Origin of the sequence: Bacillus sp. T33-2, assembly GCF_002860205.1 — a bacterium.
GTDB lineage: Bacteria > Bacillota > Bacilli > Bacillales > Cytobacillaceae > T33-2.
The window spans coordinates 105120-126012 of sequence record NZ_PGVB01000025.1 but is presented as its reverse complement, the minus strand read 5'-3'; the positions used below and the strand labels follow the sequence as shown (position 1 = coordinate 126012).

Sequence of the window (20893 nt, the reverse complement as noted above, 5' to 3'; positions counted from 1 at the left end):
ATGGACAAAAGCTGCCGGTAAAAGGGAGGAACTGTCCATCATGAGGCTGATGATGGACAAAAGCTGCCGGAGGAAGTGGGAAACTGTCCATCATGAGGGCGATGATGGACAAAAGCTGCCGGAGGAAGTGGGAAACTGTCCATCATGAGGGCGATGATGGACAAAAGCTGCCGGAGGAAGTGGGAAACTGTCCATCATATGGGCGACGACGGACAAAGATCTGTCTCAGCCACGCGTTTGAACAGGTTATATTCTGATTGAAGGACATCCACATCGCCGTCTTTGTTGGCTTCTTTCAGTTGATCGATAGAGAAGCAGGAAACGCCTATCGTCTTGCCCTGGTCCTTGAGTTCTTTCAGTGAACCGACAGTATAAGCTTTTTTGTTAGTATTATCTTAACAAAGCGATAATAGGGAAAGGAGATAGTTAGCTTTATTGAAACCCGCCGGAAACAACCCCGCTTAAATGACAACAAGCCCCACTTTAAACTTTTCTGTTAAAATATTTTTTCAAATTTTACAAAGGATTATTGAAATAACTATTCAGATTTTATTGAGAATAGCATATATTTAAATGGATAACCATATCTGGAGGTTCGACATGGAATATTCATTGCTTGCAGTCGATTTGGATGGAACTTTATTTAACAATGACAGGGAAATCGATCAAGAGACTATAGACGCAATTCATACGTATCGAAACAGGGGCGGAAAAGTGGTCATCTGCAGCGGCCGTTCTCCTTTATCGACAAAATGGATTTCTGAAACGATCGGCCTGCATGAACCAATCATCGCCTATAATGGCGCGGTTTTAATAGATGAGGATGGGCAGACGATTGAGCAAGCAAGATTCAGTCAGCAGGCAATTTTGACTTTTTTGGACATATGCCAGTCCAACGGCATTTACACTCATTTATACGAGGGCGATATTTTACTGGTGCCGGAACGAAACAAGTGGAACTTACGCTGGATTGAAAAAAATATCCCAGCACTGGAACGATCCGGGGGAAAGGCAGAAATTTGTGCAAAATACCGGAATCAATGCAGTGTGAAACATGTGGAAGATCTACGCGGTTATATAGAAGAGACAAATCCTGATATTACGAAAATGGCTGTTTTTCAAGAGGAAGGGAGCCTCCATTCCTTTTCTGCACTTTTGAAAAAACAGGCCACCGACCTGGAAATCTCCAGCAGCTTTGATTTTGTCAACCTCGAAATATCGCCTGCCGGGATTACGAAGGGGGCAGCACTAATCAAACTGGTTGAGCATCTCGGGCTTCATATGTCCCAGGTTGCGGCGATTGGTGATAACTATAATGACCTGGTAATGATTGAAACGGCCGGCTTGGGGATTGCGATGGGGAACGCTCCTGAAAAAGTGAAACACGCAGCGGATGCAGTAACTGAAACGAATTCAAATGGAGGGGTAGCTAAAGCAATTGAAAACTATCTTTTAAAATAAAGTTTCAAAAAATCAAATAATATATTGAATATTTATTCCGAAAATTTTATACTATTTTTAAAGCTACCAATTAGAACCATTTGGAGGTATCAGAATGGATCAGAATCTTACCGGATTAACAACCGAGTCGCGCAACGAGGGAACGGTGAAAATTGATACGGCAGAGCCACTCGACATCTTGAAAGTGATGAATGAAGAAGATAAAAAAGTGGCATGCGCCGTCGAGAAAGTGATACCGGATATTGAAAAGGCAGTAAACTTCACATTCGAGTCTTTAAAAAAAGGCGGGCGCCTCATTTATATCGGGGCCGGAACAAGCGGCAGGCTCGGAGTTCTTGATGCTGTTGAATGTCCGCCGACATTCAGTACCGATCCCGCTACTGTACAGGGTCTTATTGCTGGTGGTGAAAGCGCTTTCGTTAAAGCGGTGGAAGGTGCCGAAGACCGGCCGGAGCTTGGCGAATCCGATTTAAAAGCGATCGGGCTTAATGAAAATGATACTGTTGTCGGAATTGCTGCCAGCGGTCGGACCCCCTATGTGATAGGTGCTTTAAAATATGCACGCAGCGTCGGCGCTAAAACGGTCGCCCTGTCATGCAATGAAAATTCACTGATCAGCCAGGAAGCCGAACAGAGCATTGAGGTGATCGTTGGACCTGAGGTGTTGACAGGTTCTACAAGACTGAAAGCTGCGACCGCACAAAAAATGGTGCTTAACATGATTTCAACCTCATCGATGATCCTGATGGGCAAAGCTTATGAAAACCTGATGGTCGATGTCCATGTGAGCAATTATAAACTAAAAGAGCGGGCGATCGGCATCATCATGAAAATAACGGATGTACCTTATGACCAGGCGAAGAATGTTCTTGAACAAGCGGATAACAATGTGAAAACAGCAATTGTGATGATCAAGGCGAACATCAAAAAAGACGAGGCATCAAGCCTGTTAAACGAGGCGGGCGGATATGTCCGGAAAGCGATAGAAATCGTAAATTCCAGGAAGTCATAAAATGTACCTTTGATCAATCCGGCTGCTTCAGAATATCGCATAATATAACAAGTTCAACTTAAAGAAAGCGCATCCAAAGGTGGTAGGGCAAGTGGCAACGGGCGGACTTAAAATGATCGAAAACATGCTGGAGCAGCTTCCGGCATCAGAACGCAAGATTGGGCAATACATTCTTGAAAACCCCCATGTTGTGGTGAACAGCACTGTCAGTGCGCTGGGAGCGGAATCGAAAACGAGTGGATCCGCTGTCATCAGGCTTTGCAAATCCCTCGGCCTCAAAGGTTTTCAGGATTTGAAAGTGAGAATTGCCGGAGATTTGGTAAAACCCGCTGAGAAAGGCTACCGCGATATTGAACCGGCCGAGCCAATCTATTCAATCGTGCAGAAAACAACCAGCAATAGCATCCAAAGCCTGCAGGATTCCGCTGAAATCATTAATTACGAAGAGCTGGAACGGGCCGTGAAAGCACTGCTTGCGGCGGAAAATGTCCATCTTTTCGGAATCGGCGCGTCACATCTGATCGCCATGGATGCCCAGCAAAAGCTGCTTCGCATCAACCGGCGGGCAACGGCATTTCCTGATACGCATTTAGTTGCCTCTCTAATCGCCAACGCCGGACCCAATGATATCGCATTTGGAATATCTTTTTCCGGGGAAACACCGGAAGTTGTGAAGCTCCTGTCCCTGGCAAAAAAGAAGGGGATGAAAACAATCAGCCTCACTAAATATGGGCAATCAACCGTTGCATCCCTGGCGGATATCAGTTTGTATACGTCGTATTCGGCGGAAGCGCCCTTCAGGAGTGCAGCCACGTCTTCCCGGTTGGCCCAGCTGTTCATCATCGATATTTTGTTTTTGAGCATGGCCACTGAACAGTACGGGGAGACGGTTGATTATATAGACAGAACAAGGGAAGCGATTCAATTTTTAAAACAAAATAAATAACACTTTTTGGGGGTGGTAGGAAAACCGCAGCGCAAAGATCAATCCGTGTCTCGTTGTTAATTGGCCAACAGTTATATGAAAGCGTTAGTTAGTCAAAGATTTATATTAATCTCATTTTTTATGCAATTTTTCCAATAGGTTATTAGTTTTTAAAGTGAAGAAGGGGGCATTAAAATGGCTGGCGAAAATCAAGAACTGGCTAGAAAGCTTTTGGAGCAGCTGGGGGGAGCTTCTAACATTGCATCATTTACAAACTGTATGACGCGCCTTCGGGTTACTCCGGTAAACCCGGCACTTGTCAATAAAGATGGGATTAAAAGAATCGACGGTGTACTGGGTGTTGTCGAGGAAGAAACATTGCAAATCATTTTAGGACCAGGAAAAGTCACAAGAGTTACAGACGAGTTTGGTAAATTGGTAGCTGCATCCGGCGATATCAATCTTAAAGAACGGGCGACCGCCACCAAGTCAGAGCTGAATCAAAAAAATGCAACTCCATTTAAGCTGTTTTTGCGGAAGATTGCCAGCATTTTTATCCCGTTGATCCCTGCGCTTGTTGCTTCAGGTTTGATCACTGGTATTTCCCGGGCGATTATCCAGGCTGGCTGGCTGAATGCTGAATCGCAGCTTGCCATGATCCTGACCACGATAGGCGGCGGGCTATTTGCTTATCTTGGAATTCTGGTCGGTATAAATGCCGCCAAGGAATTCGGCGGATCACCTGCGCTTGGGGGGTTGGCGGGTGTCCTGATCATCAACCCTGCCATTGCCAATATCACATTGTTCGGAGAAGCACTTGTGCCTGGGCGCGGTGGCTTGATCGGGGTCCTTTTGGCAGCTGTATTCATTGCGCTTGTTGAAAAGCGGGTGCGCCGCTTTGTCCCACAGTCGCTTGATATTATTGTAACGCCGACAATAGCCTTATTGATTACCGGAATTGTAACTTATATTGTATTTATGCCACTTGGCGGAATGATTTCTGATGCGATCACGAAAGGATTGCTGGCTGTATTGGATATCGGCGGGGTTGTCGCAGGCTTTATTTTGGGAGCGACGTTCCTTCCGCTTGTTGTTACCGGGCTTCACCAGGGACTTACACCAGTCCATCTTGAACTGATCAATTCCATCGGCGACGACCCGCTGCTTCCGATTTTGGCGATGGGTGGAGCAGGTCAGGTTGGTGCTGCTTTTGCCATCTACTTCAAAACCAAGAAAAAGCGCCTGAAACGGGCGATTGGCGGGGCGCTGCCATCAGGCATGCTTGGAATCGGGGAGCCACTTATCTTCGGTGTAACCTTGCCGCTTGGCCGGCCGTTCCTTACAGCCTGTCTTGGAGCAGGTGTGGGAGGAGCATTCCAGGCACACTTTGATATAGCGACAATTGCGGTCGGTGTATCAGGACTGCCGCTTGCGTTTATTGTAAATACGGGAGAGGTTCTGCTTTATTTGGCCGGCTTGTTGATCGCATATGCTGCCGGATTCATCTTCACCTACCTGTTTGGGTTTAAAGACGAGATGGCTGGTGAGTTTGATTGATCGGAATTTCGTTTTACCTGAATGATCCTTTTGCAGAGGAAAGGATTATAGATGCAGGAAAAAAAGGAGTGAAGCGGGCGTTCACCTCGCTTCATATCCCTGAAGAATCCGGCGATCTGGCTGTCCGTGCCAAACAGCTGCTTCAGGCAGCGAAAGATGCGGGGATAGAAGTGTATGCTGATGTTTCATACAACACACCGGCCCATTTGGGAATTGCAGATTTGGAAGATTTAACTTCCCTAGGAGTAGCTGGTTTAAGGCTGGACGATTTCTTCGACAATGAAACGATCATCAGGCTGGCAAAGCGATTCCGTCTCGCGATCAACGCGAGTATCCTGTTTGAAGCGGATTTGAAGGAACTGCTGAAGGGCGGGCTTAAGAGCGAGAATCTTATCGCCTGGCATAATTTTTACCCACGGCCGGAAACCGGGCTTGATGAAGAATTTTTCAGGGAACAAAATGACTTATACAAACGATATGGCATCCCTGTTTGGGCTTACGTTCCGGGGAGAGGGGAAAAACGGGGGCCACTGTTTAGGGGCCTGCCAACCTTGGAAAAACACCGTGATATGGACCCGTTCGCCGCGGCACTTGAATTATTTAAAAGTGGTGTTCAGGACGTGTATATTGGGGATCCCGATCCCGGTGAAGGTCTGCTCGAACAGTTGATCAAATACGACGCGGAAACGATTGTCCCGATCCGGTTTCAAAGTTCTTTCTTAAATGCCGGTGAATACAAGCTGCGCCCGGATTTTGCCCGGGATGTCCTCCGCTTTATGAATACGAGGAGCAAAAATAGCGTTGTGCCGGAAAATACAGTCAAACGTCCACGGGGCTCCATCACGATGGATAATGACCTTTACGGCAGGTACAGGGGAGAGATCCAAATCACCCTGAATGACCTGCCGGCTGATGAAAAGGTCAATGTAATCGGCCGCGTCGCCGATATTGATCTCCCGTTGCTCTCAGTGGTAAGGCCTGGTGACCGGTTGTATCTTCATGGCGAATAAAACAGGCATGGCCTTGATATGAAAAGGCCATGCCTGTTTTTTGCTAAGTTGAGGGTGGAAGGATCAACTGATAAAAACTGACATCCTGCCACTGGTTGAATTTATAACCGACCTGTTTAAACCGGCCAATGAATTCAAAGCCGAATTTTTCGTGGAGCCTTACACTGGCCTCGTTCCCGTCTGTAATTCCGCCGATGATGGTATGGTATTGAAGCTGTGCTGCCCTATGTAAAATTTCTTTCATCAGAGAAGCTCCGATGCCTTTGCCGCGATGATGTTCTGAAATATAAACCGATAATTCGGTCGTTCTGGCATACGCTTCCTTGTCCCTGAATGGGGACAAGGAGCAGTACCCTGCCACTTCACCCTCGGCTTCTGCAACAATAAGCGGATATTTCCCGCCGTACTTCCTGAACCAGAGTTCCCGCTGCTCCAGGCTTTGTTCTTCTAAATCAAATGTGGCGGTTGTGTTCCGGATCGCATCGTTATAAATGTCCAGCATTGCCGGCAAATCGTGAATCACCGCGTCCCGTATTAGTACCATTGTGGTTTCTCCTTATGACTATATTTCATCCAGCATGATTACATCCCCAGTACTTGCATTCACGCCGTACTTGCAATCTATTTTCCCGCATAATACATATTTTTGCTGTGAGGAATCATACACGTAAACAGGTTTTAATTCAATCATTTCTGCGATTTTTTCAAATGCTGCTTCGAAACTTACTGTAATTTTTTCAGCTGGGGAGTATGTATTAAACATCTCCAGGAATTCTACATTGCCGATAAAATTCACCGCTTCAAACGTATCACTATCAATAAAACCACTAGCTTGCCCTGGAATACGTGCAAATCCTGCTTTGTTGGCCTTAATTCCGCATTTATATAACCTTTGTCACGGTATATGTGAGTGAGCTTCCATTTGCCAGAGTCATCGGGAAATACCTTGCGTAAAAACTCTATAACTGAGGCAATGATTTTTTCTTGGTCTGGCTCGGTGATTGGAAATGTATCTGGATGAGGTTCACGGACAAGAGCCTGCTCAGGTCGCAATCGTTTCATTCAGGTTGATTTCCCGTCTGGTGAACGGTTCTGGCGAAGGTGAATCCCATTGCAGAATTTTATCTATCTTCAAGCTGGATCTAACGTCTGCAAAAAAAGGAATAGTTTCACTTTTGTTATTGGTTAAGTAAATCTCTTCCAGCCCGTACACGGGGAACCATTTTTCTTGTTCAAATGAAGGAAATTCGAAAAGTTTAAATTGGTTTCTTGCTAGGGGTACAACATCTGCCAGAGACAAGGCAAACTCTTCTTGCTGAAATGTATCGGCTGACGGAAACGGCCCATTAGCAGCAAAAAAGACCAAATTCCCGTTCTCGTCCAGTTCAAAGTCGATAAAGCCAGAAGGTGAAACAGCCACTCCATTAAAACAACCTTCAAAATGAATTTTTAGATCGTCTTGTTTCCAGATCTTTAACTGCTGCCCGTACTTCAAGCCGGTTTCCCGCTCAATCCACTTTATAATTGAATCATTTCCATCAAATGTGTTGCCGACTGCATGAGATATTCCACCTACAAAAATGATGCTGTTAAAACGGCGGCTGTGTATGGCTAAATCAATAACTGCAGTTCCATCGGGATTGCAATCGTCATCTGGCTGTTCGGTTATCTGCTTCGGATACCACTCCATCGTCAGCGTCTAGTCCATGCCGTGAAGAATATTTCTATCACGATAAATTTGAACTGTATGTAGATGGTAATCTGCGAGTCCAAGCTTGGTTTTTGTAAAATCAGCTAATTCCTTTAGTCGCGGATCCATTATGTTCTTCCCTGATTTTACTTTTACAATATCATACTCCAATAAATTAGAATATCAAAAGAAAACACGAATTTTGTGAATATTATCACACCTAAAGTAGAAAATTGCTATAATTATAGTATATTTATACCAGAAAAGATGGGAGTGGAAAAAATGGTGTTGCTGGCTGTTTCGGAGTTGCGTAAAAAGTATAACCAGCATGAAGCGGTAAAAGGTGTGACATTTTCTGTCCAAAAAGGCGAGTCCTTCGGGCTGCTTGGACCTAATGGTGCAGGGAAAACAACCACAATTCAAATGATAAGCGGCCTGTTTCTGCCAACTTCAGGGAATATCGAGGTGGCCGGAATTGACATGGTGAAGCAGCCGAAAAAAGCACAGGGCAGGATCGGGATCGTTCCCCAGGAAATTGCACTCTATCAAACAATGTCCGCAAAGGAAAACCTGATGTTCTGGGGGAGAATGTACGGCCTGCAAGGCCTGGTGCTTAGGCAGCGTGTGGATGAGGCGCTTGAAATTATCGGTCTTACTGACCGGTCAAATGACAAAGTCGAAACCTTTTCGGGTGGGATGAAACGGAGGGTGAACATTGGGGCAGCCATTTTGCACAAGCCCGAGCTGTTAATTATGGATGAGCCGACCGTGGGCATTGACCCTCAATCCCGGACCCATATTCTTGAAACCGTGAAGAGGCTTAACGCTGAAGGCATGGCGGTGATCTATACAAGTCATTACATGGAGGAAGTGGAGTTCCTGTGTGAGCGGATTGGCATCATGGACCATGGCCAGTTCATTGCCAGTGGCACGATTCCGGAGCTTCGCGAAAAAATCGGCGACCGGTCACGGATTGTGCTCACTTTCACGGATACCGACGAGAACCTGGAACACATTCCAGCCGAACTTGCCCCTCTTGTTGAGAAGCGGGACGTACAGATACATAATCAGCAGCTTACCGTATTTCATAAAGAACCGCAGGCTGTGTTAAGTGAGCTTATCCAGGCTGTCAGCAGGCAAGGCACAAAAATAGGTTCTGTCGACATTATCGAACCGAATCTTGAAAGTGTATTTTTGCATCTGACCGGGAGAAGCCTGCGCGATTAAAAAGAAACACGGGAAAGGGGGACTAATATGAACTTTTGGTGGCTGGCTTTAAAAGATGCCTTGCTGATTGGCCGTGATAAAAAAGCACTTCTGACATTGATTTTAATGCCTATTCTATTAATCTCGATTCTCGGTGCCGCATTTGGAAAAATGATGGGCGGCGAAGAAGAGACAATCAAAAAGTTTTCCGTCGGATTAGTTAACCTGGACAAGGGAGCTCTTGGGGAAGTGCTTGCAGAAGAGGTTTTTGCCCAAGGCATGAAAGATCTAGTGTCAGTGAAATCCCTAAAACAGGAAGACCTGATGGACCAGCTTGAAAATCAAAAGCTGACCGCTGGCTTCATCATCGATTCTGATTTTACTTCGTCCGTAATGTCGGGCGAAGCAGCGGAACTGAAAATCGTCTCGATTCCCGGTGCGGATATCCAGACAACCATCATAGAAAATGTCATACAGCAATTCGTGCAGACGGCTGAAGTCAATGCCACGGGAATGCAATTGGCTGTTGAAGCCGCAATCCAGGCGGGAAAACCGCTGCCTGAAATAGCCGAGCAGGGCCCAGCTGCCGTACAGGAACAAGCTGCTGGATTTCCTCTTTTAAATGAAGAAGCGGTGGAAGCGGAGGCCCAACAGGTCGATTCCTTTCAATATTATGCGGCAGGCATGGGTGTGATGTTCCTGCTTATGACGGTGGTAATCGGGGTCAGTGCCATGATCGAGGAAAAGGAGCAGGAAGTGTACAGCCGATTGCTCGTGTCGACTTTAACCCATAGTCAATATATGATGGGCAAGTTTACAGGGCTTCTGTTCATGAGCCTGATTCAACTGATGGTCATTATCCTTGGTACCAGCCTGCTTTTTGGAGTGGATTGGGGGAATTCTCTTTCAGGTGTGGCTTTGGCTGGCATTGCCTACGTATTCAGTGCTTGCGGACTGGGCGTCCTCATCGGATCCTTCATAAAAACAGAAAAGGCCTTTAATGTTGCCGGGATGCTTGGAACACAAATCTTGTCGGGAATCGGGGGCAGCATGGTCCCGCTTTATCTGTTCCCGGACTGGATGAATGGGATTGTACAAGTGCTCCCAAACGCACTCGCGCTGCAAACCTTTTTGGATTTGATGTCAGGCGGCACATTTATCGAAGTTGTTCCGGAAGCGGCCATCTTAATCGGCATGGGCGTTTTGTTCTTTGCGATCGGATGGATGCGCCAATCTGCCGAGAGGAGGCTCAGCTATGCGTAAAATTTTTGTCATTACATGGCTTCGCCTAAAAGACATATTCAAAACACCATCTGCCTGGGTGATGATGCTTGTAATGCCGCTCATTTTCAGCATCATTTTTGGTGGCGTATCCGGTGGCTCGGAAAGAAACAAGCCTGTTGTGAACATCGTGGGTGGAAAGGATGAAGCCAGCAGGCAAATAGTGGAGCTTCTAAAGGCAAATGATCAATACAAATGGGTGGAATCGTCTGAGTCAAAAGCGAAAGAAAATATAAGGGCTCAGGAAGCGGCCGCCGCGGTCATCGTTCCTGCTGACCTCATTGAACGGATTGAAGCGAAGGAGCCATTGTTCGATGTAGTTGTTCAGCGAAAAGGCCAGGAATACACGGCTTTATATCCATATGTTGAGGGGGCGGCCAGAACTGTTTTCCAGTCCTATTCAGCCACATCCCAGATTGACAGCACCCAGTTTCCCGCATTGCTTGAGAGTGTTGCGGCCAGTGAAGGCGTCACGATCGAAAAAGAAATCGTCCAAAAGGATGAAGGGACCGGGGAGGCAGGCGGCCTGCTATCGGTCGGATTTACGATCATGTTTATGATGTTCGGAATATCTGGAGCAGCATCAGCTATCCTGGATGAAAGGGCGGCTGGAACATGGCCGCGCCTCCTTGTTACACCAGCGACGAAAGCCCAAATTATGATCGGATATTTGCTTTCATACTTTATCATGGGCTGGATTCAGCTGGCAGTCTTGATGACGGGCATGAAGCTGATATTTGGGGCAAATTGGGGCAACCTGGCTTATTTTATCCCGTTTGCTTCCCTTGCGATTCTGTCCATAGTCGGATTCGGATTGATGATGGCCGGACTGGTGAAGACAAGACAGCAGGCTGGGGCGGTAAGTGCCGTCCTGATTGTAAGCACATGCATGCTCGGAGGCGTATACTGGCCGCTTGATATCGTGCCGGAAATGATGAGGCAAATCGCAAAAGCCGTTCCGCAGAGCTGGATGATGACAGGATTCCGTGAAATTATAAGCGGCAGCCTGTATTCACCGGCCATGGTACAGGCAGTTCTAGCCCTTATCGGGTTCTCAGCTGTGTTCTTTATAATTGGACTGAAGAAAATGAAATTCAGATAGGTGCCTGACCCCCAGAGCGGTAACGCGTTAAAGCAACGGGGGTCAGACCCCCAGAGTGGTAATGCATTAAAGCATCGGGGGTTTTTCAGAATATGGTTTGCTATAAAAGTTCAATATAATGTTTCTGATTATTGAAAGTAGGGGCACGCGCTATTATAATTATCTTAATCATTAAAAAAATAATAAAAAAGAGGAGGGAACATTTTTTGAATAATGAATTACAATCACTTTTAGACAGTTATCCTGACTTAAAAGGGTGCGTGGGGGAGATTGATAAGGCATTTACTTTGTTACTAGAAAGCTATAGAACAGGTGGCAAATATTTGATTTGCGGTAATGGCGGCAGTGCTGCGGACAGTGAGCACATTGTGGGTGAATTAATGAAAGGTTTTAAGTTAAAGAGACCCATTGAGCCTGCATTACACCAGAGGTTCTTTAAAAGGTTTGGCAAACGTGGAAATTACATAGCTGACCATTTACAGGGTGCCATTCCGGCAATCTCTTTGGTAAGCCAGCATGCACTTATTACAGCCTTTGCAAATGATGTAGGTGCCGATATGGTCTTTGCCCAACAAGTATTCGGTTATGGGAATGCACGCGATGTCCTTATTGGAATTAGTACATCAGGGAATTCCGAGAATATCATTAATGCAATAATGGTTGCAAAAGAACTGGGGATTCATACAATTGGCTTAACCGGGAAAGACGGGGGGCAAATGAAAGCTTATTGTGATACCACAATTTGTGTCCCGTACGAAGATACACCAAGAATTCAAGAAAGACATCTGCCTATATACCATGCATTATGTATCATGCTTGAAAAGGAGATTTTCTCAGTATGAAGGTATTAGTTGGTTTGGATATAGGCGGCACAAAATGTGCAGTGTCGATCGGAGTTCCCAGCGAAAATACGATTAATATAAAGTGCAAGGAAAAATTTCCGACTCCCGAACAACCGAGTGAGACCATTCAATTAATGATGGATACACTGGATAAATTATTAGTTAAACATGATTTAGTAAACAACGTTGCAGCAATTGGGATATCATGTGGCGGACCACTAAATAGCAAAGAAGGGGTAATTCTTTCTCCACCCAATTTAAAGAACTGGAATCGTGTAAAAATAGTTCAAATATTTAAGCGGAAATACACTGTTCCAGTTGGGCTGCAAAATGATGCAAATGCATGCGCATTAGCAGAATGGAAGTGGGGAAATGGACGAGGGTGCCAGAACCTGGTATTTCTAACATTTGGCACAGGCATGGGGGCTGGATTGATCTTAAACGGAAATCTTTATGAGGGTAAGAATGATATGGCTGGAGAGGTCGGTCATATTCGGCTTGCTAATGAAGGGCCAATTGGTTTTGGCAAGATGGGATCCTTTGAAGGGTTCTGCAGCGGCGGAGGGATAGCACAGCTGGCAAAGGCTCATGCTGAAAAATTAATATCGGACGGGAACCCAGCAAAATACTGCCAAACATTTGAAGATGTTGGGTTAATTACTGCAGAAAGAGTAGGTACCTTTGCAAAACAGGGAGATCATGAAGCAATAAACATTTTCCATAAAGTTGGTGAATACCTCGGTTTAGGCCTTTCTATAATTATTGATATGTTAAATCCAGACAAGATTATTTTGGGCAGTATATACCTTCGGCAAAGCGAGTTATTAGAACCGTCTATGAGGAAAGTAGTTTCTAAGGAAGCACTAGAGCTCTCTGCTTCTTCCTGCAAAATTGAGCCGGCCGGATTAGGAGAGCGGATTGGGGATTATGCCAGTCTTTCAGTCGCATTAAATCTATTGGAAAGGGATCATGGATATGCAAAATAAAACTAGGACGAATCTTGTTCAACAAATAGACGGCTGCAATGTTCAAAAGAATTCATTATTAATTACTCATATGGGTCAGGAAGGAGTTGCGATTAAGGGAGAAAGTGGACGCGTGCTGTATTTTGACTTGTATTTAAGTGATTATGTGAAAGAAGTAGATCCAGAAAGTTGTCCTAGGAATTTTCCGCCGCCAGTTTTGCCAGCTGAAATATCCAATGCTAACTACTACTTTATTACACATCACCATCTTGACCATCTTGATCCTGTAACGGTGAAAGAAGTCTCGAAAGCATCTCCAAAGTGCATATTTGTCATTCCTAAAGCACATGTTTCAATTCTAAAGAATCTGGGGATTAATGACTCTCGTATTTTCCCTGTTAATGCAGGTAAAGTCTATATTATTGATGGGATTAAATTCCACGTGTTGGCCTGTAAACATGAGGAGTTTGAAACAGATTCTGATGGAAACCATTTTTACGTTGGATATATCGTATATCTTGATGGTATTTGTTTTTATCATGCCGGTGACACATTGGTATATTCTGAGCTGATAAACGAAGTGAAATCCCATCAAATTGATGCAGCTTACATTCCCATCAATGGAAGAGATTATTTTAGAAATGAAATCGACCTTTTAGGAAATATGAATTATCGGGAAGCCGTTCATTTTATTCAATCGATTCATGTAAATGTCTTTATACCATGTCATTACGATTTATTTGAGCATAACTACGAAAACCCGTCCTATTTAGTTGATTACTTATATCAAAAGGACAGAACACAGAAATTTAAAATGATGGTACCCGGGGAAAAATATTATTATGTGCGTTAGTGATGTCTGAAAAATCCAAAAGATTCATTTGACACAGCAATGCTAATTTTTTATAATCTAATTAATTTAATGATTAAATTTAATCAATAAGGTAATTCAAGGAGATGTCTAACATAAACTCCGAAAAAAACTATCTAACACTTGTTAAAGAACAGAATATGTCTGCAATCCTCAATAAGATTTGGTCAAGGCACCCAATTTCCAGGGTTGAATTATCAGATTTAACAGGGTTAACTTCTGGAACCATAACTAACTTAACTCAACAATTGCTCAAAAAGAATATTATTCAGGAGTTTGAACCTATTTCTAATACAGTGGGCAGAAAGAGAATCATGCTTGGATTTAATTCAAAGCAATTTAGAATTATTGGCATTGATATAGGCCGTACATCGTTTGAAATTGTCATTTCAAATTTAATTGGAGAACAAATAAAATCAATAGAGGTTGATTATAGAGGTTTTAATGGTCCTGAGGACATTTTAGAATTAATTACACCCTATATACAGAATTTTATTAACCAAATAAGAAATGGCGGTTATCAATTACTCGGAATGGGTGTCTCTATCCCTGGACCAATGGATAAGGAAGAAGGGGTTTTAAAGAAAGCACCTAACTTTCCTGGGTGGGAAAATTACCCTGTAAAAAAAATGCTCGAGGAGAAATTTGGTGTTTTAACAATGATTGAGGATGACGCAAGGGCAGCCGCACTTGCTGAACGATGGTTTGGAATAGGAAAATATGGAAACGATTTCATTTTTATTACGATTGGAATGGGAATCGGCTCCGGGGTCATTTCAAATGGAAAACTAATTAGAGGAAGTAATGGGTTGTATGGCCAAGTGGGACATATGACGGTTTTGTCAAACGGAGAACAATGTGAATGCGGAAATTTTGGCTGTTGGGAGACAATTTGTTCAATACCTCCATTATTAAGAAGCTGGAATAAAAATGGGAGTATTGATGACCTTTTTAAAGGAATTATGAATGGCGACAAACAGGCACAAAAATGTATTGAAGAAATGCTCTTTTACAATGAACAGGCAATGGTTAATATTTTTAATATGTATGACATCGATCAAATTGTTATAGGAGGGCGACTATTTCCTTATCTCTCCACTTATTTACACAGGATTGAGAAAAATGTGAAAGAGCGAGTATTTCATTTTGATAAAAATATAATAAAAATTTTACCTTCAACATTCGGAGCCTCTCAAAGTGCCATCGGTGCAGTGGCCATCATATTTGATGAACTGCTTAACCATCCAATCAGTCTGTTAACAAGACCTGAATAGTTATCCTCGATCACTGAAAACAAATGGGGCAAATAAAAGCTGGGGTGAAGTAATGACAATAATTCAAATGCGGGCTGTCATCTTTGATTTTGACGGCACGATCTCAACTTTAAGAAATGGATGGGAAGAAGTAATGGTCCCATTAATGATAGAGAAAATTGTTGGTGACGCGCATATTTCAGACGAGGAAATGAGCCGGATAGAACAAGAAGTAAAGGATTATATCCAGCACTCAACGGGGATCCAAACCATACAACAAATGGAATGGCTAGCTGAGCAAGTGAAACGTAAAGGCCTGAATAAACAGGTTCTTGATAAGTGGGATTATAAGAATGAATACAATGAAAAACTGATGCTTACTGTTGATGAGAGGAAAAAGAGAGTACGGCAAACCAGAAAAATAGAACAATATATTATGAAGGGTGCCAGAGAATTTCTTGAAACACTGCGAGAGCAGAAAATAGATTTGTATCTTGCAAGTGGTACGGATCACCCGGATGTTGTAAGAGAAGCAAAATTATTGGAAGTTGATGAATTTTTTAAAGATATTGCCGGCGCAGAGGTGAAAGGGTCTGGCTGCTCTAAACGAAAGGTGATAGAGGACTTAATTAAGGATAAGGGTCTTTCTCCAAACCAATTTTCAGTGATAGGAGATGGTAAAGTTGAAATTGGCTTAGGAAAAGAGTATGGGGCTCTAGCGATTGGGTTGGCTAGCGATGAGGATGCCAGAGAGGGTTTAAATCCAACAAAGGAAGAACGATTAAAATTAGCCGGGGCAGATTACGTGTTTGGTGACTATAAAAACATCGACGAATGGAAAAAGGCTTTAAAAATTGTTTAAATTTAAGGAGGGTCTCCATGAAAAATATAGACCGAAAAAACCGACTTTCCTTCCAAAATATTAAGACAAATTCTGTTTTTGAGCGGAAGAATCTGGTGACCATTCTTAACATGGCACGCCCCTATGAAGATGAATTAAAACAATGGGATAAGCCGAAAGAGTTTGATGAACTTGTTGATAAAATCCTGCAATTCCGAACCGAAGGGAAACCAGTCATCTGGTCTATGGGTGCCCATGTTATTAAAAATGGTTTATCAAGGTACATTATCGAAATGGTTAGGGAAGGATTCCTGACTCACGTATCGGGTAATGGTGCAACAAGCATCCATGATTTTGAGCTTGCATTTTTAGGTGAAACATCCGAGGACGTAGCGACAGCTATTGAGGATGGATCATTCGGAATGTGGGAAGAAACAGGCAGATATATGAATGAAGCGATCCAGCTTGGCGCAGAAAAAGGACTAGGCTACGGTGAAAGCTTATACAAGTATTTATCCGATAATCCAAGCCGGTTTCCTCATTATGATGATTGTGTATTTGTACAATGCCAAATTCATGGTGTGCCCTATACGTGCCATATCTCAATAGGCACAGATATCATCCATCAACACCCGATTGTTGATTTTGAACGATTAGGGCAAACAAGCGGAAAAGATTTTGATATTTTATGTAATTCATTTTTAAACTTAAGTGAGGGTGGTGTCTTTCTGAATTTTGGTTCAGCTATTTCAGGACCGGAACTATTTTTAAAGGCGGTTAGCCAGGCGAAAAATAAAGGATTACAAATGAAAAATATTACAGCCGCAAATTATGATATTATTCCTGTTCAAGCATCTTACGAATATAAGCGACATCATCCATATTATCATTATAGACCTCGAAGAAACTTCATAGATCTGCTTCAAAAAACAGAAGGAACAGGATACTTATTCCAAGGACTTCATCAAATTACCATCCCGCACTTATTTCATGCACTTTTAAAACGAAAAAAAGAATTAGGATTAACCTTTCATAACCCGGGAAAGCCCAAGAACATAAAGAAAGATCCAACCCTATATTCTATTAACCAAAGAAGAAGTGACTTTCGAATCGCAAATATACTACCCATTGATTATCGTACCAGCTGGGGAGAGGAATCGGAGCAATTCAGGGATTTTATCAATCATCTGGTATCAGCAAGAAAATCTAATAAAGAAGCATTGGTTTCTCTTGGTGGAAATATTATTGACTCAGGGGTAAGTAATCATATTATTCAACTGTTAGAACAAGGGCTGATTACACATATTGCCACAACCGGTTCAACAGCTTATCAGGACTTTGAACTGGCAGCGTTTGGGGAAACGGCAGAAAATGTAGATGATTCTTTTCAAAAAGGCACGTTAGGAATGTGGGCGGAACCTGGATCTTTATTCCACAAGGCTTTAAGAGAAGGATATAAGAAAGGTTTAGGATATGGTGAGAGTCTCATGGATTATATAGAATGCCATGAAACCCAATTTCCTTTCCGGCACAATAGTATCTTGTTTACCTGTAACAAATTAAAGGTCCCAATTACATGTCATATAACTTTAGGCACTGATGATATACAGCTTCATCCAGAGTCAAACTTTCGCATACAAGGCGGTGCAAGCGGAAGGGATTTCCAACGGTACTGCACAACAGTTTCAAAATTAGAAGGTGGAGTGTTTGTCAATTTCGGTTCAACAGTTACCGGACCAGAAGTTTTTTTAAAAGCGCTTTCAATTGGCCGCAACCTAAGATTCACTATTCAAAAAATCACAACTGCGAATTTTGATATTGTAAAACTGGGAAACTATCAAAAAAAGGTTGGATATGAGGATTGGGATTATTATTATCGTCCAAGAAAAAATATTATTCACCGTCCGACAAGCCTTGGCGGGATAGGCTTTCACTTTGAAGGGTTACATCAAGAAACCATACCTGCCATCTGGCGTGAATTATCCAAGTTAAAAATGGTACATGGAAAGGGGTGAATCAATGGTAAGGGCAGATATACATAAACTAAATTCAAAAGAAAGCACTTTAACTCAAACTGATGCTGAACGAATTCTGGCGAACTTTCCGAAATTAAAAATTGGAGTCATTGGCGATGCCTGTCTGGATATTTACTGGCATGCGGATATGAGGCTAAGTGAATTATCCAGGGAAACCCCTCATTATCCGCTTCCGGTTGTTCGGGAAATTCACTCACCAGGCGCAGCAGGGAATGTCGCAGCTAACTTAGTTGATTTAGGAGCAGGAACTGTGTATTTATGTACAATATTTGGAAACGACTGGCGAGGGACTCTTCTGCAAAAGGACCTTGAAGATATAGGCGTGAGGTTGGATTACACTGTTTTAGATCAATCCTTTATTACACCAACTTATTGTAAGCCGATACTAATCGGTCATGGACAATCACAACAGGAAGCTCCGAGGCTCGACTTTTATAATTATGAGACGATGGCACCACATTGTATGGAATTCCTCCTCGAGAAATTCGACCTATTCGTTCAAGCGGTTGATATTGTTGCAGTATCTGATCAATTAAAAAACGGTATTGTTGTTCAAGAAATAAAAGACAGAATGGAATACTGGGCTGATAGGGGAAAGGTTTTTGTAGTTGATAGCAGGGAGAGAATAGCAACGTTTAGAAACGTAATTGTAAAACCAAATGAAGTCGAAATAATGAACTGGTCAATCCAGGAAGAAAGAGATAAAACGAATGAGCTCAATCTGGAAGATTATCTTGATGCAGGTTTTAAGCTATCCGAACAAATTAAGGGACCTTGCTGCTTGACATTGGGAGATCGAGGGACGATCTGGTTTAATGAAAACAGCCATCTCCATATTCCCCCCTTACATGTAACGCCCCCAACAGACATTGTTGGAGCAGGGGACAGCTTTTTGTCAGGTTTTGTGTCAGTTCTTGGGAGTGGTCATCCTGGAAACATAGCGGCAGAGTTTGCCCAGTATTGTTCGGCTGTTGTAATAAAGAAGCTCGGTCAAACTGGTACAGCCTCACCTCGTGAAATAGTCGAGCTTTTCTCAAGAGAAAGGTAATTGTATTTGGACAAAATTAATAGATTTGGAGGTTCTCTATGAAAGCAGTTGTAAATTATGAATCAGGAAATAAGAAGGTTGAACTTCGGGATGTTGAAATACCAGAATTAGGACCGAAAGATGTCTTAATTAACGTACAGGCTGCAGGTGTATGTGGAAGTGATTTACATATGTACCATGATATTCAAGGATTTGAAGTGAAAAGGCCAGTAACATTAGGACACGAATTTTCAGGGGTGATTGCGGAAGTCGGTTCTCATGTAAAAGGCTTTAAGCCAGGTGACAGAGTAGTAAGTGAAACACCTTCTTATGTATGTGAAACATGTATTTATTGTCGTACTGGCGATTATAACCTTTGCCCCAATCGCCGAGGATTTGGAGTGTTGGAAAATGGAGCTATGGCAGAGTATGTAAAATCAAGAGAAGCCATTCTGCATAAAATTCCCGATAATGTTTCGTTTGAGAAGGCAGCATTAACAGAGCCATCGTGTGTCGCCTATAATGCTGTTGCACATCATTCGCAGATAAGACCAGGAGATTATGTAGTCATTTTTGGGCCAGGTCCGATTGGTTTAATGTGTACGCAAATAGCTAAATTATTTTCACCAGGGAAGCTGTTAGTTGTTGGTACAAGAAAAGATCAAAATCGATTAGAGCTTGCTAAACAATTTGGAGCAGATGAAGTACTTATTTCTGAGGAAGCAGATGTGGTTCAGAAGATCTTATCAAGAGGAGATGGGTTTGGCCCAGACCTAATTTTAGATGCAGTCGGAATCAGTATTACGTTGAAGCAAAGTATAGAGGCGGTACGACCTGGAGGCCAAATTACAAAAATCGGCTGGGGGCCAAAACCAATTAATTTTTCACTGGATCCATTGATTCAAAAAGCAGCAAGATTACAAGGATCCTTCAGCCACAACTATCCAATGTGGGAAAAAGTGTTACTAATGATGGAAAAGGGAGATATTGATCCGCTCTTAATTGCAAAGCAGTATCCTATTTCGGATTGGGAAAAGGCTTTTAACGAGATGGATTCTCTTGAGCAGGCAAAATCTATTTTATTACCAAACCAATAAAAGGGAGGCCATAACAAATGGAGCCGATTGTACAAGTTTCATTAGACTTAACAAATATTGAAGAAGCCGTAGAAGTGGCGAAGGTAGCAGTAGAGTCTGGAGTCGATTGGATTGAAGCTGGAACGCCGTTATTGCTTGCGGAGGGCTTGCATGCCGTAAAAAGATTGAGGGCAGAGTTTCCGGAACATCCAATAGTGGCGGATTTAAAAACCATGGATGGCGGCTATCTTGAGGCTGAAATGATGGCAAAAGCAGGAGCAACACATGTGGTAGTCATGGGAGTAGCCCATCCTGCAACAATCAGAGCCGTAATTAAAGCTGCAAGAGAGTTCAACATTAAAGTAATGGGAGATATCATGGCTGCCCCGGATAAAGTAGAATGTGCAAAGATGCTTGAGGCTAATGGAGTAGATTATATAATCGTTCATACTGGTTTTGATGAGCGAGGCGAAGCGCCGGAGAAATCACCCTATGATGATCTTGAGCCAGTCGTTAATGCTGTCTCCATTCCGGTTCAGGCCGTTGGAGGTTTATCACTGGACCAGGCAGCTGAAATGCCAAAGCATGGAGCACCATTAGTAGTGGTAGGAGCACCTCTTGTAATCGACAATAAAGAGTTTAAACCAAGCACAAATTGTCAAGAATTGAAGGAGACTTTAACTAATTTGGTGAATAAAGTAAAGGCGTCCAAAGTAGGCTAAGCATAAATAAAGGAGA

The 20893-nt window shown here is 43.1% G+C and carries 21 protein-coding genes and 1 pseudogene; 17 read left to right on the top strand and 5 right to left on the bottom strand.

Annotation, left to right across the window (positions count from 1 at the left end):
- Nucleotides 1–209: 209 nt before the first annotated feature.
- Nucleotides 210–374: pseudogene (locus CVD19_RS17155) on the bottom strand (aldo/keto reductase); the annotation flags it as partial.
- Nucleotides 375–600: 226 nt separating this feature from the next.
- Between CVD19_RS17155 and CVD19_RS17150 the strand changes: the two are divergent.
- From CVD19_RS17150 to CVD19_RS17130, 5 genes are all read left to right on the top strand, one after another.
- Nucleotides 601–1461, top strand: coding sequence for a Cof-type HAD-IIB family hydrolase (locus CVD19_RS17150; protein WP_180953680.1), 861 nt, complete (start codon nt 601–603; stop codon nt 1459–1461).
- 94 nt (nt 1462–1555) lie between these two features.
- The gene (gene murQ / locus CVD19_RS17145; protein WP_101583702.1) at nt 1556–2473 is read left to right on the top strand and encodes an N-acetylmuramic acid 6-phosphate etherase; all 918 of its coding nucleotides are present in this window, start codon (nt 1556–1558) and stop codon (nt 2471–2473) included.
- Between the two features lie 91 nt (nt 2474–2564).
- The gene (locus tag CVD19_RS17140) at nt 2565–3419 is read left to right on the top strand and encodes a MurR/RpiR family transcriptional regulator (RefSeq protein WP_101583700.1); all 855 of its coding nucleotides are present in this window, start codon (nt 2565–2567) and stop codon (nt 3417–3419) included.
- Between the two features lie 174 nt (nt 3420–3593).
- Nucleotides 3594–4955, top strand: a complete 1362-nt coding sequence (locus CVD19_RS17135) for a PTS transporter subunit EIIC (protein WP_101583698.1) — start codon at nt 3594–3596, stop codon at nt 4953–4955.
- On the top strand, nt 4952–5965 hold the full coding sequence (locus CVD19_RS17130) for a MupG family TIM beta-alpha barrel fold protein (RefSeq protein ID WP_101583696.1): 1014 nt from the start codon (nt 4952–4954) through the stop codon (nt 5963–5965). Before CVD19_RS17135 ends, CVD19_RS17130 begins: the two co-directional genes overlap by 4 nt.
- A gap of 43 nt (nt 5966–6008) precedes the next feature.
- Here CVD19_RS17130 and CVD19_RS17125 read toward each other — a convergent pair whose 3' ends face one another.
- From CVD19_RS17125 to CVD19_RS17110, 4 genes are read right to left on the bottom strand one after another with little or no spacing between them, the layout of a single operon-like run.
- Nucleotides 6009–6509 (bottom strand): GNAT family N-acetyltransferase, encoded by a 501-nt coding sequence (locus tag CVD19_RS17125; RefSeq protein WP_101583694.1) that lies wholly within the window; start codon nt 6507–6509, stop codon nt 6009–6011.
- A gap of 18 nt (nt 6510–6527) precedes the next feature.
- Complete coding sequence (locus tag CVD19_RS17120; protein ID WP_142383545.1) at nt 6528–6728, bottom strand: hypothetical protein; 201 nt, start codon at nt 6726–6728, stop codon at nt 6528–6530.
- 29 nt (nt 6729–6757) lie between these two features.
- Nucleotides 6758–7027 (bottom strand): hypothetical protein, encoded by a 270-nt coding sequence (locus CVD19_RS17115; RefSeq protein ID WP_101583690.1) that lies wholly within the window; start codon nt 7025–7027, stop codon nt 6758–6760.
- Nucleotides 7008–7655, bottom strand: a complete 648-nt coding sequence (locus CVD19_RS17110; RefSeq protein ID WP_101583689.1) for a hypothetical protein — start codon at nt 7653–7655, stop codon at nt 7008–7010. Before CVD19_RS17110 ends, CVD19_RS17115 begins: the two co-directional genes overlap by 20 nt.
- A gap of 282 nt (nt 7656–7937) precedes the next feature.
- Here CVD19_RS17110 and CVD19_RS17105 point away from each other — a divergent pair, with 282 nt between their 5' ends.
- The 12 genes from CVD19_RS17105 (at nt 7938) to CVD19_RS17050 (ending at nt 20877) form a co-directional block, all read left to right on the top strand.
- Nucleotides 7938–8882 carry an ABC transporter ATP-binding protein gene (locus tag CVD19_RS17105; RefSeq protein WP_101583686.1) on the top strand — a complete coding sequence of 315 codons (945 nt, stop codon included), beginning with the start codon at nt 7938–7940 and terminating at the stop codon, nt 8880–8882.
- A gap of 27 nt (nt 8883–8909) precedes the next feature.
- Nucleotides 8910–10124, top strand: coding sequence for an ABC transporter permease (locus tag CVD19_RS17100; protein ID WP_101583684.1), 1215 nt, complete (start codon nt 8910–8912; stop codon nt 10122–10124).
- Nucleotides 10117–11244 carry an ABC transporter permease gene (locus tag CVD19_RS17095; RefSeq protein WP_101583681.1) on the top strand — a complete coding sequence of 376 codons (1128 nt, stop codon included), beginning with the start codon at nt 10117–10119 and terminating at the stop codon, nt 11242–11244. The genes CVD19_RS17100 and CVD19_RS17095 overlap by 8 nt, the downstream gene beginning before the upstream one ends.
- A gap of 206 nt (nt 11245–11450) precedes the next feature.
- Nucleotides 11451–12086, top strand: coding sequence for a D-sedoheptulose-7-phosphate isomerase (locus CVD19_RS17090; RefSeq protein WP_101583679.1), 636 nt, complete (start codon nt 11451–11453; stop codon nt 12084–12086).
- Nucleotides 12083–13072, top strand: a complete 990-nt coding sequence (locus CVD19_RS17085) for an ROK family protein (protein WP_101583677.1) — start codon at nt 12083–12085, stop codon at nt 13070–13072. The genes CVD19_RS17090 and CVD19_RS17085 overlap by 4 nt, the downstream gene beginning before the upstream one ends.
- A complete protein-coding gene (locus CVD19_RS17080; protein ID WP_180953679.1) occupies nt 13062–13904 on the top strand; it encodes an MBL fold metallo-hydrolase in 843 nt (280 codons plus the stop codon). Before CVD19_RS17085 ends, CVD19_RS17080 begins: the two co-directional genes overlap by 11 nt.
- Before the next feature lie 104 nt (nt 13905–14008).
- Entirely contained in the window at nt 14009–15196 is a 1188-nt protein-coding gene (locus tag CVD19_RS17075) for an ROK family protein (RefSeq protein WP_101583672.1), read from the top strand.
- A 52-nt stretch (nt 15197–15248) separates the two neighbouring features.
- On the top strand, nt 15249–16037 hold the full coding sequence (locus tag CVD19_RS17070; RefSeq protein ID WP_101583669.1) for an HAD family hydrolase: 789 nt from the start codon (nt 15249–15251) through the stop codon (nt 16035–16037).
- Nucleotides 16038–16054: 17 nt separating this feature from the next.
- Nucleotides 16055–18031 carry a hypothetical protein gene (locus CVD19_RS24905; protein WP_180953678.1) on the top strand — a complete coding sequence of 659 codons (1977 nt, stop codon included), beginning with the start codon at nt 16055–16057 and terminating at the stop codon, nt 18029–18031.
- 4 nt (nt 18032–18035) lie between these two features.
- On the top strand, nt 18036–19100 hold the full coding sequence (locus CVD19_RS17060) for a bifunctional heptose 7-phosphate kinase/heptose 1-phosphate adenyltransferase (protein ID WP_180953677.1): 1065 nt from the start codon (nt 18036–18038) through the stop codon (nt 19098–19100).
- A 38-nt stretch (nt 19101–19138) separates the two neighbouring features.
- Nucleotides 19139–20176, top strand: a complete 1038-nt coding sequence (locus CVD19_RS17055; protein WP_101583665.1) for a zinc-binding dehydrogenase — start codon at nt 19139–19141, stop codon at nt 20174–20176.
- Between the two features lie 17 nt (nt 20177–20193).
- Complete coding sequence (locus CVD19_RS17050) at nt 20194–20877, top strand: orotidine 5'-phosphate decarboxylase / HUMPS family protein (protein ID WP_101583663.1); 684 nt, start codon at nt 20194–20196, stop codon at nt 20875–20877.
- Nucleotides 20878–20893: the final 16 nt, after the last annotated feature.